Source organism: Sinomicrobium kalidii (assembly GCF_021183825.1).
Classification (GTDB): domain Bacteria; phylum Bacteroidota; class Bacteroidia; order Flavobacteriales; family Flavobacteriaceae; genus Sinomicrobium; species Sinomicrobium kalidii.
Genome location: NZ_CP089211.1, coordinates 3,250,972 through 3,266,580, shown reverse-complemented (window position 1 = coordinate 3,266,580; position 15,609 = coordinate 3,250,972). Strand labels below are relative to the sequence as shown.

Annotated in this window: 13 protein-coding genes; 2 read left to right on the top strand and 11 right to left on the bottom strand. The window is 46.7% G+C overall.

The window, feature by feature from the left end; genetic code table 11:
* Positions 1-97 precede the first annotated feature (97 nt).
* Positions 98-814, top strand: coding sequence for an SCO family protein (locus LS482_RS13150; RefSeq protein WP_233027979.1), 717 nt, complete (start codon positions 98-100; stop codon positions 812-814).
* 92 nt (positions 815-906) lie between these two features.
* Positions 907-2,169, top strand: coding sequence for an alginate export family protein (locus LS482_RS13145; RefSeq protein ID WP_233027978.1), 1,263 nt, complete (start codon positions 907-909; stop codon positions 2,167-2,169).
* A gap of 235 nt (positions 2,170-2,404) precedes the next feature.
* Here the strand turns inward: LS482_RS13145 and LS482_RS13140 are convergent, their stop codons facing one another.
* The 11 genes from LS482_RS13140 to LS482_RS13090 form a co-directional block, all read right to left on the bottom strand.
* Positions 2,405-2,839: a CopD family protein gene (locus LS482_RS13140; RefSeq protein WP_233027977.1), complete on the bottom strand. Its 435-nt coding sequence runs from the start codon at positions 2,837-2,839 to the stop codon at positions 2,405-2,407.
* A gap of 3 nt (positions 2,840-2,842) precedes the next feature.
* Positions 2,843-3,565: an iron-sulfur cluster repair di-iron protein gene (gene ric / locus LS482_RS13135; RefSeq protein WP_233027976.1), complete on the bottom strand. Its 723-nt coding sequence runs from the start codon at positions 3,563-3,565 to the stop codon at positions 2,843-2,845.
* A gap of 4 nt (positions 3,566-3,569) precedes the next feature.
* The gene (locus tag LS482_RS13130) at positions 3,570-5,807 is read right to left on the bottom strand and encodes a nitric-oxide reductase large subunit (RefSeq protein ID WP_233027975.1); all 2,238 of its coding nucleotides are present in this window, start codon (positions 5,805-5,807) and stop codon (positions 3,570-3,572) included.
* 269 nt (positions 5,808-6,076) lie between these two features.
* Positions 6,077-6,511, bottom strand: a complete 435-nt coding sequence (locus LS482_RS13125) for an RrF2 family transcriptional regulator (RefSeq protein WP_233027974.1) — start codon at positions 6,509-6,511, stop codon at positions 6,077-6,079.
* A gap of 84 nt (positions 6,512-6,595) precedes the next feature.
* Entirely contained in the window at positions 6,596-7,306 is a 711-nt protein-coding gene (locus LS482_RS13120) for an anaerobic ribonucleoside-triphosphate reductase activating protein (RefSeq protein ID WP_233027973.1), read from the bottom strand.
* Positions 7,266-7,352 (bottom strand): anaerobic ribonucleoside-triphosphate reductase, encoded by an 87-nt coding sequence (locus LS482_RS13115; RefSeq protein WP_233031824.1) that lies wholly within the window; start codon positions 7,350-7,352, stop codon positions 7,266-7,268. The genes LS482_RS13120 and LS482_RS13115 overlap by 41 nt, the downstream gene beginning before the upstream one ends.
* A 191-nt stretch (positions 7,353-7,543) precedes the next feature.
* Positions 7,544-9,658, bottom strand: a complete 2,115-nt coding sequence (locus tag LS482_RS13110; protein ID WP_233027972.1) for a ribonucleoside triphosphate reductase — start codon at positions 9,656-9,658, stop codon at positions 7,544-7,546.
* A 215-nt stretch (positions 9,659-9,873) separates the two neighbouring features.
* The gene (locus LS482_RS13105; protein ID WP_233027971.1) at positions 9,874-11,658 is read right to left on the bottom strand and encodes a hypothetical protein; all 1,785 of its coding nucleotides are present in this window, start codon (positions 11,656-11,658) and stop codon (positions 9,874-9,876) included.
* Between the two features lie 126 nt (positions 11,659-11,784).
* Complete coding sequence (locus LS482_RS13100) at positions 11,785-12,399, bottom strand: thioredoxin family protein (RefSeq protein WP_233027970.1); 615 nt, start codon at positions 12,397-12,399, stop codon at positions 11,785-11,787.
* A gap of 59 nt (positions 12,400-12,458) precedes the next feature.
* A complete protein-coding gene (locus tag LS482_RS13095) occupies positions 12,459-13,307 on the bottom strand; it encodes a hypothetical protein (protein WP_233027969.1) in 849 nt (282 codons plus the stop codon).
* A 19-nt stretch (positions 13,308-13,326) separates the two neighbouring features.
* The gene (locus tag LS482_RS13090) at positions 13,327-15,345 is read right to left on the bottom strand and encodes a TonB-dependent receptor (protein WP_233027968.1); all 2,019 of its coding nucleotides are present in this window, start codon (positions 15,343-15,345) and stop codon (positions 13,327-13,329) included.
* Between the last annotated feature and the right edge of the window lie 264 nt (positions 15,346-15,609).

Here is a 15,609-nt window from a genome sequence, read left to right as displayed (position 1 = left end):
GATTTAAGACGCAGGACAGAAAAACGGATATTAACCGGCCGCCTTAAATCTTAAGTCCCATAGTCGTATGTCCAATATTTAACCTGAATTTATTCGTATGAAAAAGATATTTTTGATATTGATAATCGTGACAGGAATGATGTCCTGTCATAACGGGCACCCGAAAAAGGATCGCATTGCAGAAGCCTACGAATGCCCCATGCACTGCGAAGGAGATAAAGTATATGCCTCCGAAGGGAGCTGCCCGGTATGTAATATGAGCCTGGTGCCCACAGTTCAACAATCGCATAAAACACCGGTAGATGCTCCGGTTTCAGACCTATCCCTTTTTAACCTGAAATCCGAATGGACCGATCAAAACGGAAAACAGCTTGAACTCGAAGACCTCCGCGGTGACGTACTGGTGATGGTCATGATCTACACTTCCTGCAAAGCGGCGTGCCCGCGACTGGTTGCAGACATGAGAAATATAGAAAAGCAGCTTTCGGAACAGGCAAAAAAACATGTAAAAATGGTCTTCGTAAGCATCGATCCCGAAACAGACACTCCCGAACGGTTAAAAGTCTTTGCCGAAGAAAACCTTATGGATCAGCCTCCCTGGGTTTTCCTGAGGTCGAGCGAGGAAAACACCCGTGAATTTGCCGCAGTGGTAGCTGTAAGCTATAAAGAGATCTCTCCGATAGATTTTTCACACTCCAATATCATCAGTGTTTTCGACCATAATGGGGAACTGGTATTTCAACAGGAAGGCCTGGGAGTAAACTCAGCGAATACCGTAATGCATATAGAACAGGCTGCCGGCGCCATACCATAGCCAGAGCACCCGGGAGCAGTCCTGCGTCTTACGTCCTGCGGTCCTAAGTCCTGAAAACATACATCCCGAACAACTAAATTTAACACACTCATATGAAATTATATATTTTTCCCATACTGTTCGCAGTATTGGGCCGGGGGCTTTTTGCCCAGGAATTAAACATCGCTCTGCAATTGCGTCCGCGATACGAATACAGAAACGGTTATAAAACGCTTTTGACCGATAAGCGGGACCCCGCTTCTCTTGTATCGCAGCGCTCGCGTATAAACATGAATTTCGAAAACGAGAAACTGGAGGTAAAACTTTCTTTCCAGAACATCAGGGTTTGGGGAGATGTACCAACACTTAATACTTCAGACAGGAACAACCTCATGGTCTATCAGGCTTATGGCAGCTATGCCCCCGATGAGAAATGGAGCTTTAAGTTAGGCAGACAGGAGCTGGTATATGACAATCAAAGAATATTCGGCAAAGTAGACTGGGCACAGCAGGGCCGCACCCATGACGCCTTCCTGGTAACTTTTAAACCCGACCATCGGCATCGTATCGATTTCGGACTTTCCGTCAGTTCGGAAAACGAAAATCTCTCGGAAGAGAACTATGGTATAAATAATTATAAGAACATGCAGTTCCTGTGGTATCATCTTAATTTTAAGCATTCGGCACTGAGCATACTTGCACTGAACACGGGATACGAATTTACGGACGACCTTACAGGAGAACGCAATACACAATACCTGCAAACCGCAGGAGGATTTTATAAGTTTCAATACAACAACCTTGTGGTATCATCATCGGTTTACGGACAATACGGAGAACAAAACGGCTCGAATGTCCGGGCGTGGAATGCGGGTATCGACCTCAATTACCGGGTATCGGATACATGGCGCACGGGAGCGGGCTATGAATACCTTTCCGGAACGGATATGAATAAGGTGCAGGGCACCGTTAAATCGTTCAACCCTTTATTCGGGACGAATCATGCCTTTAATGGTTTTATGGATTATTTCTATGTGGGGAACCATATCAATTCCGTAGGGCTCCACGATGTTTATGCCAAAGCCGGCTATCATAAAAACAAACTGGATATCGTATTGCAACCCCATTTATTCCGGGCGGCTGCATCCGTGCTCAACGAAAACAACGGAATTATGAAGGACTACCTGGGTATTGAGGCAGACCTTGTCGCCCGTTACAGACTTTATAAGCACATTGACCTGTCTTTCGGCTATTCCCGAATGTTCGGCAGCAGTTCCCTGGAAGTTTTAAAAGGCGGAAATGCGGGCAAACTACAACACTGGGCATGGATAAGCGTTAATTTCAATCCCGTCATTTTCAATACCGTCCATAATTGAGAACGCCCCTTACTTTTAAATGATACAGATTCCACGTTTCCATAGGGCCACGGATACACGAATGTTTTTGTATAAGGGAATATGTATAGTAGCCGGGGGAATGCAGGTGGTTTCAGTTAGCAAAGTTGCCTGTTTTTATACTGTTACCGGGCACAACGCAACGCTAAAAAGTAATTCGTGTATCCGTGGCTTTTTACAAAAAGGGAAATATTAAAAACAGCTTAAAAAACCCATCTCAAAACCCCATTCTAAACGAAACTCCCAGGTACACAAAACACACGGCCAGCAGGGTTACCGCAGCAATATGCCAAGCCAAACGCATAAGGTTCTTTTCGTTTAACTTCGGGATGATAAAAAGACGGGCATGTACGGCCAGTCCCACTGTTGCCAGCAACAGTATGAGTTTGAGGTTGACTACCACATCCGCAGGGCTGTTAAAACCAAACCAGTTGATGTGGTAGCTGAACCCCAGGAGCACTCCGGTAATCACCTGGACGATCAATGCGGGTATCCCTATTTTTTCATACTTTTCCTCAAACCTCAGGATGTGCGACGGATCTTTTGTTTTCAGCGATTGCGGGAGATAGCGCAACAATAAGATCAAATGTCCGCCCACCCAGACACATCCGCCGAGGATATGAAGGAATACTATGAATTTGATATATGTCATTTTCTATAACACGGTTTCCTGAAGTTTTACGGCTCCGGGAAAAAGGATGTTGTTCTCGAGATGAATGTGGAGGTGCAGGTCTTTCTCAAACTCGTCCAGCATTGCAAACGCCACCCTGTAGGTATTACACGCATCCTGCGGAAGGGTATAGTTATCGGTTGTCCGGGCAATCTCCCTGAAACGCTCTCCTTCTTCGTCGTGTTCGTGTTTCATCACAGTAATGGGGTTTTCCACCCGGCCGAAATGTGACGCTTCAACAGTATTATCGTTGAGTTTCGCTTTAAACATTTTCCTGATATACGGGAACAGTACAAGTTCTTCCTTTTTCATATGCTGGCTTAACGCCCCGGCCGTTTCGGTAAACAGTTCATACACCTTGAACAGTTCCGGGTGCCGTTCCCCGTGCACCCTTCTCAGTTTATCCAGGAACTGCAGGAGTACGGGAACAGTATCTTCTACATAGCGATGGTGCTTTTTCTCAATATAATCCGTCAAAAGGTCCAGAGGCCATGACCTGTAATCGATAGCCTGGTCGGGTTGTGTGTTCAGCACTGTACTCAGATTGTCGAGCAAAACGGTTTTGTCGAGTCCTTTTTTGGTACATACTTCATCTATGGTGCGATTGCCTTTGCAGCAAAAGTCAATTCCGTATTTTGAAAAAACGGCAGCTGTTCTGTAATCTTCAGCTACGAATTCACCGATCTGTTTGTTCATTAATGCTTCCATTTTCTTATTGTTTTTTGTTTTTAAATGTCAATTGAAATACAAACCAGCAGGTGGCTACGATACCGATACCGAAAATGATATCGCCTATGGAGCGCAGCCATTTCAGCATGATCATGGTGGGATGTTGCATAAGTTCGGAAGAACGGGCATACCACATACCGTGTTCAATACTTTCCACGGCCTGCCATATCCCAATGGGCAACAGGCTCAGCAGGGCCATTCCGAGCAATCCGATATTAAGGGACCAGAACGATATTTTTAAAAGCCTTTCGTTCCACCTGATATTCCTGTAAAGGCTCCTCAGTACAAACAACATCAGCCCGATACCGAGCATCCCGTATACCCCGAACAGTGCCGTGTGCCCGTGCAAGGGAGTTGTGTTCAGTCCCTGTACATAATAGAGCGCAATGGGCGGGTTGATGATAAACCCGAAGATCCCGGCACCGAGGAAGTTCCAGAAGGCCACGGCGATCATAAAATAGATAGGCCATTTATAATCTTCGAGCCATTTGGCGGTTTTAGACAGCTTATAGTTGTGCCAGGCCTCGTAACCGATCAAGGTCAGCGGCACCACTTCCAAAGCGCTGAACGTTGCTCCCAAAGCCATAACTGCGGTAGGTGTTCCTGTAAAATACAGGTGGTGAAAAGTACCTATAATACCTCCCGACATAAAAATGATGGTAGCCAGCAACACATTAAGTGTGGCTGTTTTTGTTTTTAACAGGCCCAGGCGTACAAACAGAAATGCGATCACTACGGTGGCAAACACTTCAAAGAAGCCTTCAACCCAGAGGTGAACCACCCACCATCTCCAGTATTCGGCTATGGCAAGGTTGGTCTGCCGTCCCCACATTAAGCCTGCGCCATAGAAAGCGGCGATAGCGGTACACGATACCAGGAACATGACAATCAGGTTCTTTTCCGGTGTTTTTGCTTTGAGTACCGGTATTAAGGGACGTACCATAAGGGCCAGCCATAAGAAGAGCCCGACAAACAGGAATATTTGCCAGAACCTGCCAAGGTCTACATACTCATAGCCCTGGTGCCCGAACCAGAAGTTCCCGGTAAGGTCCAGTTTTTGCATCACGCCCATCCACTGGCCGGCCATGGACCCCAGTACAATAATCAACAGGGCGATAAACAGGAAATTAACCCCGAACTTCTGGTATTTCGGATCTTTTCCGGACACGGCCGGGGCCATATAAAGCCCGGTGGCCAGCCATGCGGTAGCGATCCAGAAAATAGCGAGCTGGGTGTGCCAGGTCCGCGAAACAGCATACGGGAGTATCCGGTCGAGGGGAATGCCGTACAGCCCATCGCCTTCAACACCGTAATGCGCCGTAACCACGCCCAGCAACATCTGGAGGACCATAAGCAGGCTCACGATCCAGAAGTATTTTTTCACCAGTTGCATGGATGGGGTTATTCCCTGTTTTAACAAGGGGTCTTCTGCCGGCACCGGAGTACTTTCGTTCTCCCCCGATTTTACGTGATAAAACACCATGATGCCTATGCAAAGGATCAGCAGGATAATACTCACTCCCGACCAGGCCAGCAGGTCGCGGGTGGGTGTATTCCCCACAAGTTCATCGGAAGGCCAGTTGTGGGTATAGGACACGCTACTCCCCGGCCTTTCTGTCACCGTTGCCCAGGTAGCCCAGAAGAAAAAGGCATTCATCTTGTGCATCCGGGCCTCATCCTTAATGCTGTTCTTCGGAATGGCGTAGTCGCTGCGCAACTGGTCAAATCCGGGATCGTCGGTAAACAAGCCTTTATAATACTTGCTGAGATATTCGATAGCCTGTTCCCTTTCTCCGGATATGGTAATGGTGCCGGATGCCGGGTCGTATGTATTGGTGCGAAGTTTCTTTTGAAGACGTACCTTCAAAGCGGCTTGTTGTTCCGCGTTTAAGGCATCGTAAGTGGTATTATGGTCTTCCTTTGCGTAAAGGTCGAGTATAAATAAAGCCTCTCTGTGCAGCCAGTCCGCAGTCCAGTCAGGGGCTACGTAGGCCCCGTGGCCCCAAACGGACCCCACTTCCTGTCCTCCCATACTCTGCCAGATATTCTGACCGTCCTTTATCTCCTGACCGGTGAATACCTCCTGACCGTCGGTTGTAACTATCTTTTCGGGGACGGGAGGGGATTCCTGGTATATTTCGTACCCATAATAACCTAAAACCGCGAAAGACAGCAGTATGACCAATGCAAAACCTATCCATAGCTTACGTTCTCTGTTCATAATGTATTTCATATTAAATCAGACAAATTTTTCCTGTTTTTCAAAAGATTTTTCACAGTACAAATTTGCCGTTTACGAAAGTCTTATTTTATGACAGAGGTCATGTTTGCAAAAAAGCTGCAACAGGGATGGTAAGTTTGAAATGTTTATGATAGTAAGCGTAGGGGGCTTCAGATTATAAACTTAGGGTGATGAGATATCGGGATTAAGGTACTTAGGATAGTACACTAAAAATGTCCGGGGACCGGACAGTAATCCTATGACTGTGACTACAGTTTTAAAAAAGTCTTCCCTTCATCAAGCCCGCTCATCAATTCTTCGAGGCTGGTTTGTTCAAAAAGGGTTTTCAGGTTCTCCTTCACCGGCTTGTACCTGGCGTGGAACGGGCAGGGCTGTGTTTCGCTGCATTCGTGCAATCCCAGGCTGCAACGGGTAAAGAGTCCGTCCCCGTCTATGGCTATGACCAGGTCTTTCATGCTTATGGTTCTGAGATTGGCAGTGGCCATTTCAAAACCGCCTCCGAACCCCTTTACGGAAGCTACGATATTGTGTTTGACCAGCTTTTGCAGTATTTTAGCCGTAAAGGCTTCGGGGGATTTGATCTTCCTGGCAATATCGCGCAGGCTTACCCGCTGTTTTTTCCGGGTTTCGGAAGCTACATATAAAGTTGCCCTGATACCGTATTCACAAGATTTTGATAGCATTCGCCGGGAATTTACCGCAAAAATACACATTTTACGAAGACTCTTTTTTATCGGCAAAAAATCAGCAATTTCCCCGGAAAATAATTAACCCCTGATCTGTATGGACAGGGGCGATGTTTCGAGTGCCGCCAGGTCAATTCCTCCCCTGTCCGGCCCGGGTTTCCCTAAAGTGGGAGCATTCCGCTGAAACTTTTGCAGATAATACACACCGCTATACCCGCTTTGCGCCAGAAATGAACTCATTTTTAAAAGGTCGCGGGACTGTAACAAGTTACTGTGAACAGTGGTACGCACTTCGAATGTTACAGGGCTGTCCAGCAACAGGTCCAGGCATTGACGGAAACCTTCAAAATATTTACCTCCCGTGACCGCAACTTCCCGGTCCGGCAGGGCTTTAAAATCCAGCGAAACATAATCGGCCAGGGACCGGTCGATCAGTTCTTTTAACACTTCCGGGCGGCTTCCATTGGTGTCTACCTTTACCAAGAACCCCAGATCCCTTATACGAGCGGCAAACTCAGGGACGGAAGAGTGCAGCAGACACTCTCCCCCACTCAACACCACACCCTGCAACAGCCCGCTCCGGCTTCGCAGGAAATCCAGAGCCCCGGTATAGGTCAAACGTCCCTTTCCCAGGACGATATCGGGGTTATAACAGTACGAACACCGCATATTGCACCCGGCGAACCATATAATACAGGCCGGATGCCCGGGATAATCCAGCAATGTAAACGGGCTTATACTGTAAATATTCTTAATTTCCTTCCCTGAAGTGTTTTCGCTGCTTATGCTCACCTTTTTTTCCAATATTAAAACTTTCTACCGGTCTGTGATACCCCATAACCCGGGTATATACCAGGCATTTGGTTCGTGATACTGTACACTGGTCCAATTCATGTTGCTCGATTGTTTTCATAGGTTTTGTCGTTTAGTGCCCGTTTTCGGCGGGCGGTTATTAAAGGATAATTATATGATACACATAAAAATTCAATTTTAATAAAACCCGGGATCACGGTTTCCGGAACCCGGGAGTCATGCCGGTGCTTCGTATTGTCCGGTATGAAGCCGGTCAAGTAAAATGTCGTCGCATTTCGGGCAGAATTCATGTTCTCCGTTCAAATAACCGTGAACCGGGCAAATACTGAATACCGGGGTTACCGTAATGTAAGGCAGTTTAAACTGTGTTAATACGGTCTTGACAAACTGTCTGCAGGCCTCGGGTGAACTGATCTTTTCATTCATATACAGGTGCAATACCGTTCCCCCGGTATATTTGCATTGTAATTCGTCCTGCTTCAATAAAGCCTCAAACGGATCGTCGGTAAAATCGACCGGGAGTTGTGAACTGTTGGTATAATACGGGTTTTCCGCAGTCCCGGCCTGGATGATCTCCGGATAGCGCTTCAGGTCTTCCTTGGCAAACCTGTATGTCGTACCTTCTGCCGGTGTTGCTTCCAGGTTATACAGGTTCCCGGTCTCTTCCTGAAACTCCTGTAAGCGCGACCGTACGTGATCCAGTATTCCGGCAACCATTTCATGTCCGAAAGCATTCGTCACATCATACCGGTCGTGTGTAAAGTTCCGTACCATTTCGTTCATTCCGTTTACACCTATGGTGGAAAAATGATTCCGGAAATGCGACAGGTAACGCCGGGTATACGGATAAAGCCCCCTGTCGTACATTTCCTGTATAAAAACCCTTTTTTTCTCCAGAGTCGATTGTGCCAACTCCAACAGCCGGTCCAAAGCCCGGTATAACTGCTCTTTTTTCCCGGCATACAAATATCCCAATCGTGCCATATTTAGGGTGACGACCCCGATACTTCCAGTCATTTCGGCGCTGCCAAACAGGCCGTTCCCCCTTTTTAGCAATTCTCTCAGGTCCAGTTGCAAGCGGCAACACATACTCCTCACGGCATTGGGCTGGTAGGCGTCGGGATTGGGAACCCTGTTTCCGTTTTCATCCGTTAAATACTGACTGCCTATAAAGTTCTGGAAATAGGACGACCCGATTTTGGCGGTGTTCTCAAAGAGGATATCCGTATTTTCTCCGTACCAGTCAAAATCCTCCGTGATATTCACCGTGGGAATGGGAAAGGTAAAGGGCTGTCCTTGTGAATCGCCTTCGGTCATTACCTGGTAGTAAGCCTTATTGATGATCTGCATTTCTTTCTGAAAATGCCGGTACCGGAGATCGGTTACCTTCGTTGCTCCCCGTTCGCGTGCCATCCGGGAAAGTGCGGCATCGTTACTTCCCTCGAACAAATGCCGGTCCCCACGTGTGGGGATCTGCATCTTCAAATCTTCGGGGACTACCCAGTCCAGGGTAATGTTGGTAAAAGGCGACTGCCCCCAGCGTGCCGGGACATTGAGATTATAGACAAAACTGCGTATAGTCTTGAACACTTCTTCGTAAGTAAGCCGGTCTTTAAAAACATAGGGAGCCAGGTAGGTATCGAAAGAACTGAAAGCCTGTGCCCCTGCCCATTCGCTTTGCAATATCCCCAGAAAATTGGCCATCTGCCCCAGGGCTTCCCTGAAATGACCGGGCGGGCGGCTTTCCACCCGGCCCCGGACACCGTTGAACCCTTCATTGAGCAGAACCCTTAAGCTCCAGCCCGCACAATACCCCGTGAGACAATCGAGGTCGTGTATATGAATATCCCCGTTCCGGTGCGCATGGCCTTCCGCTTTCGAATATACCTCATCCAGCCAGTAATTGGCTATCAGCTTTCCCGCTACATTATTTACCAGCCCCGCATTGGAATACGACGTATTGGCATTGGCATGGATCCGCCAATCTGTTTGTTCTATGTATTCTGCCACCGTTTGGGAACTGTCCACATAGGTGGTATGTTCATTTAACCCGTGCCCGTGTTCCCTTTGCATCTTACGTGTGTGTCTGTACAACATAAAAGAACGCATCACTTCAAAACAGCCCGCTTCATACAGTTCCTTTTCAATGGCATCCTGTATTTCTTCTACCGACAGGATGCTTCCCGCGTCCAAACGGCTCATCAGTCTTTTATATATTTCGGGATCAGGTGACCGCCCTACACTGGTAAAGGCTTTTTCTATGGCTATCTGAATTTTATACCCTTCAAACGGTACATAGTTTCCCGCTCTTTTGATAACTAAATGTTCCATGCTGTTCGATTTAATCCGGTTGGATGTTTCGTTATGAGTCCAATACAAATTTATTTAAAAAAGGACTTTTTTATCCTATTTAAAAAAATAACAATCAACAATTTAAAATTATAATTGTTAATAAAAATGCTTATGTACTGTATATCAACTTTCAGCACAACGATCATAAGAACCATTCGGATACCGGGAGACCGATACGCACGTCCCGGTTATAATCAAGCCTCCGGGATGTCAATTTCCGCTACACAGGCCTTGAAATCAGCCAGCCTGGTTTTTATATTTTTCCGGTCTTTGCCGAAAAAGGAAGTCCCGGCGAACAGGTTTTCATAATAAGCAATTCCCGACAACAGATTATTCTTAAAGGTATTCCATCGTTTGATCTTTGCCTTGCCTGCCGTATTGCGTTCTTCTCTTATTTCTTCTACCAGATAATCCAGGTACAGCTGCAATTCCTTAATAAAAAAATGGGGCCGGTCCCTTTCGGCCAGCACAGATGTATAACCGTAAATATGCCGGACCATTTCCCGAAGCGGAATTTCTTTATCGAAATAAGCCATGTTGGGCCCCGGGCATATAACAACACCTTGTTGCTCCCCTTTAATTTTCATGTTTTTTTCAAGGTAGACAGGGTTTGCCAGGCCTACGCACAAACAAGCCTTAACGGTTATTGCCTGACGACGGCGGCCCAGAGCTTCCACAGTCAGGTTACCCTTTTCCTCTTCCGCTTCCTCCAGCTTAACTTCCTGGTATTTTCTCGACGCCGTACAAATACCTTTCTCACCGAACTCACGGTTTAGCGCCAGAAGTTTTTTAGGGCATGAGCTTCCCGCCCTGCCGGTTTTTATACGCTGTTCTTTAAAATAGTCGTTTGTCGTTCCGGCTACCGTATTGAAAGGGACCCCCAGTGGCGACAGGTCACTCCTGTACAGCTCGTTCTCCCCGGTCTTAGCCAGCAATTCCCGCGTTGCTTTATCCGTAGCAGTCGCCTCGGGGACCAGTAAAAAAGGTGACCCCCAGCCTACGGAATCCGCTTTATAGTGTTGTAACAGGAATTCGTGCTCTTCGGAAGTGCCTACTCCCCCTTGCACGGTGATACGGATGTCCATAGGCGATTCGGGGGCACGGATGCCTTTATCTTCCAGTGCTTTTACCAGTAATTCGTGGGCTGTTTTTGCGAGTTCCTGCCGTCGTTCTGCAAATTCTTCCATGATCGGTCCCAAAAGCAACCCGTCTGTGGCGAAGGCATGGCCCCCGCAGTTGAGTCCCGATTCAACACGGTATTCGGAGACCCAGATCCCTTTTTTGGCCAGAAAGCGCCCCTGTATCATGGCCGAACGGAAATCGCTTACCTTCAGCACTATTTTCTTTTTCAGCACACCTTCCCCGTCGGGAAAGAAATCTTTGAAAGTGCCCATATAGCTGTAAAGTGAAGGGTTCATCCCGGCGGAGAGCACTAAAGATGAATTGAGCGTGCTATTGGCAAATCCCCGTAAAGCCGCATGGGCATCATTATACAGGGAAGGCAGGGCCGTTTTACCCCGGTAATTCGTTTTATCGACCTTCGTCATAATGTTCACATCTATGGCTCCCGGAGACAGGTAGTCCCTGATGACCTTTCCGGCCCTGCCGAAAAACCTGTCGGAAGAAAGATCTTCCAGCTTTTTCTTTATCACCGATGTCTTCGGAAGCATGGCGACAAACTTTTCGAGTTCGTGCCTGTTCATGGAAAGCTCTTCGGAAAATTTTTTAAACTTTTCCTTTACCAGTTTATCCATCAGATCGAGATAGCCCGTAATTCGCCGGGCCCGGTAATCCTGTATTTTTGTCGGGATCGGGGTGTAGGGCAGACTGTATTTTTCACAGAAAAACACCCTCATTTTTTCCGCAAGTTCGTCATCTACAATAGAAATTACCGAATCTATTCCATAAGAAGCCACCCGCAGCGGGGTATCGATCGTATAGGCCAGTCCCATTACAGGGATATGAAAATTGTGTATCATCCTTTAGGGTTTGTTTAGAGGAAAAGATGCAAATATCAGCACTGATATGCTCCCGGAAGATGATAAATATCATGTGCAGAAAGCAAGGGCTTTTTTTATGCTGTACTATCTCAATCCGATTATTCCTTATTTCCCCGCAACCATCCTGCTTTCTGCCAATTCCACCAGGTCTTCAATAATGGCTGTCCCCTTATCTTTGTTATACCATACCTGGAGGAATTCCTTAAAAGCATCATCAATTTTTCCATTCTGACTTTTGTAGGCAGCCACCATATTCGCCGCTGTTCGCGATCTTGGCCCCCAGGTATGGGCCACATTAAGTTCATTATCCAGTATGATAAGTTTGGGTATGGAACGTGTGCCGTCTGTTAAAAACAGGTCCATCAGCTCCGGGTTTTCGTCCCGCATGACGATCCTGAGATCGAGACCGGGAACTACTTCACAGATCTTATTTAAAACAGGAATCGTCTGCGCCCCGTCGGCACACCAGCTTTCCATGATGACGAGCCAGGTCTGTTTTTTATCTATGTTTTTAAAACTCCTCATCGCCTTTTCCGGAATAACCAGGGTTTTGTCGAGCCGGCGCATTCTGCTGGCATTCAGTTTTGTAAAATTTATATGTACCTCCGTTTGTTCCGGTCCTGTGGTCTTTCTCCCGGAAGCCAGTTGTTTTACCAGTTCGGTATAGGCTTTATAGGAAAGTGATTTTTGTATACTATCTTCTATGATCTTGTTGGCCATAATACATATATTATTTCAATCCGTTTTTTTAATCCATCAAGAATATTTTATTAATTGCATCAGAACTCCACTTCAAAATACAAACTGCTTTCGGGGTTTTCTTCCGTTACATCTTCACCTTTTATAACATCACCGTCAGCATTCAGCAATTTGAGGTTGATTTTCCAGTACCCGGTCATGGTCAGTGAGAGTTTCCCGCTATACATTCGCGATGCAGCGTTATAGGTCAGATCTTCGTTATTCGGGGAACTGTGGTTATCCATTCCCGGCATTCTGGGGTCTACGGTTATTTTGTAGTACTCCGCTACGGAAAAATTCATCATATCCTCCATTTTATAAAGAACGGCCTTGAAGTCATTGATCTTAACCCCGGGCTTTTCCGGATCTACCATCGCCAGGACATAGCGGGCATCATCATTTCCCTTAAAAACACTGATCTTTTGCTTTCCGTCCAGCGACGGGTTTACTTCCAGGCGGCCGTCAGCTTCATAAGTCACTCCGCCAAGCCTGTAGTTTAATGTTAAACTCCAGTACTCCTCGGCATTACCGGGCATCTGGAATATCAAAAAGCCTTTGGACACCGTTTCGTTTTCCGTAAGTGCCACCTCCGATTTCGGGCAGGAGTGTTCCTTGTCCGCCATGTGCATTACCGGCATCCAGCCGATCTCTGCATTTGAAAAATAACGGTCGGAGGCAGCTTCTTTGATCCGGACCGAGATCTCATTATAGCCCGTAGTGAAATTGCTGCTTTCCGAATAAAGCTCAACCGTATGCCCATTGGCCTCAAAGGATGTTACCAGGCTGAGCCCGGCTACGGGATCGTCTTTCAGTACTTCGTCATCATCTGAAGAACAGGACATAAAACAGACGAAAATCGCGATAAGGGATAAAAATTTTACTGTTTTCATTTTTTAATTTTTAATGTCATTAATTGATTTTGTACGAAATATTGAAAAACAGGTTGCGTCCCATCCTCGGGATATTGTTCCAGTCGGTATAGGTCGAATAATGCCTGTCGAATATATTTTCTATCCCGGCCCTGGTATACAGCGGGTTACCAAACATATCGAACGTTTTTCCCAGCGCCATGGAAAATATCGTATAAGCCGGTGTCTGATCTTCACCGAACTCCGGGTTAAAATCGACCTGCTTACCCGCCCCTCTTACACTTAGCTCTCCGTAAAAGCCTTTTGCCCGATATTTCAGGAAGGACTGATAGGCCAGCGGACTGATTAAGGGTAAATCCCGGTTTTGGTTATCTGTTCCGCGGTGCCAGGACACGGTGCCGGACCAGGTTAACCCGGGCCACAGCTTATATTCACCGTTAAACGACAAGTTGACGATATCCGCATATTTCAAATTGGTGTACATTTTTACGCCGTCCGCACCGATGGTCATTGTACTCAATGAAGGATTTACTTCCCCGATAATATAATCGGGCATTCTGAAGAGGTTCCCTTTTAACCCCATGCTGAACCCGGGTTTGGTGATGGAAAACCCGGCATTTACTTCCATGGACCGTTCATTTTTCAGCCCGGGGTTCCCCACATAATCGTGATTGTCAGAACTATTGAAGAGATAAAACCCGTAAGCTTCGGACACCGACGGGGCCCTGGTACCATAGGCCAATCCGAAACTGAGCTGAAAAGATCGCAGTTGCCGGTTATATTGTGTGGATATGCCGGAAAGAAAACGCATTTGCGATACCTTCATATCCGGATAAAAAATGCGCAAGCTGTTAAGGCCGGATTCATCTGCTATACGATCGCCCTGTGCCGTAACCCTTGCCGAGATCTTTAAGGAACTTTCTTTAAAACGGATCACATCTTCCGCATACAAACCGGTGTTGAGTGTACGAACATCCGGCCAGGTAAGCATAAACATCGTAGCTTCCCGGGGATTAACGGGGTACATTGTCATCTCTGCGAGCGACTTGTTGTAAAAACCATCCCACTTGAATAAAAAACGGTGATTTCCGGTTTTAAAATTCGCCCGGGAATAAAAACCGTAGGTATCACTCCAACCGGGCATATCCATTCGTACGGGCACATCCGGTCTCCGGGAATCGTCCATTACGTGGGTAATCGTATTGTAATACAGCTTTGATTCCCACGAGCCGAATATCCCTGCGGTCTCCTCTTTATAACCCAAAGAAGTGATCACAGCCCGGGCCAGGGATACATCCATCGGTAAGGCGGGATACCCGACATCACGGGCCTCGTCATAGATCAGCGTGGCGGTTAACCTGTTTCCCTGATTAAACTTGTACCCCCCGTTTACGGCTATGTTATACTTTTCATACTGTGAAAAATTAATTTCTTCACTTCCTCCCGCAACATAATTTTCCGCTTTCCGGTAGCTGATGTCCCCGCCTATATAGTAATGATCTTCGGAAAAATTAGCCCCGGCTCCTATAATCTTCAGTTCATTGTTCGTCTCAAAACCGTTTTCGAGGCTTATGGTAAAGCCGTCTTTCCTAAAATCAGGTTTATCAAGTTTTAAATCGATAGCCCCGCCTATGCCGGCACCGTACTCCGCCCCTTGCTGACCGGATACAATATGTGCTTCGGAGAGGTTGGACACATCGATATAAGAAGTAACGGGGTCCATTCTATCCGTACAGGCACCGAATATCCGCATGCCGTCAATGGTGACGGAAAGCCGTTCGGAAGACATGCTATTGAGTGTGGGTTCCCATGCGTAAGCGCCCCGTTTTACCATATTTACATTTTGAGCGGATGTCAGATACTCATCGATGGAAGACAGTGGTTTTGCCTGTCCCCGATCACCGGATTGGCCTCCGGCGGAGATCAATACGACCTCATCCAGGTAAACGGTTAAAATCGTATCCTTCTGTTTGTGGAATGTCAGCTTTTGCCCGCTGACCCGAAAAGAAGTGATTAAGAGACACGCTAAGAAACATAATAAACCCATTCTGACCTTCATCAGACGCATTTTAAATAATTAAACGCAACATAAAAACCGGTAAGCAAAAGGATAGTGACAAACAAAACTATTGTGTTTTACATCCGGCAAATATAGAAGACGCTCAAAGCGTAAAACATGACATAAGTCATCCCGGGAATAAAAAGGGTTTTTCTGTGAATACCCGGCAACGGGCCTGAACGCTTGTCTGCGGTACACCCGTTTAAATGATAAAGATTGTAAAAATATGTTCTAAGTATGGGAATATGACAGAAATCATATTTT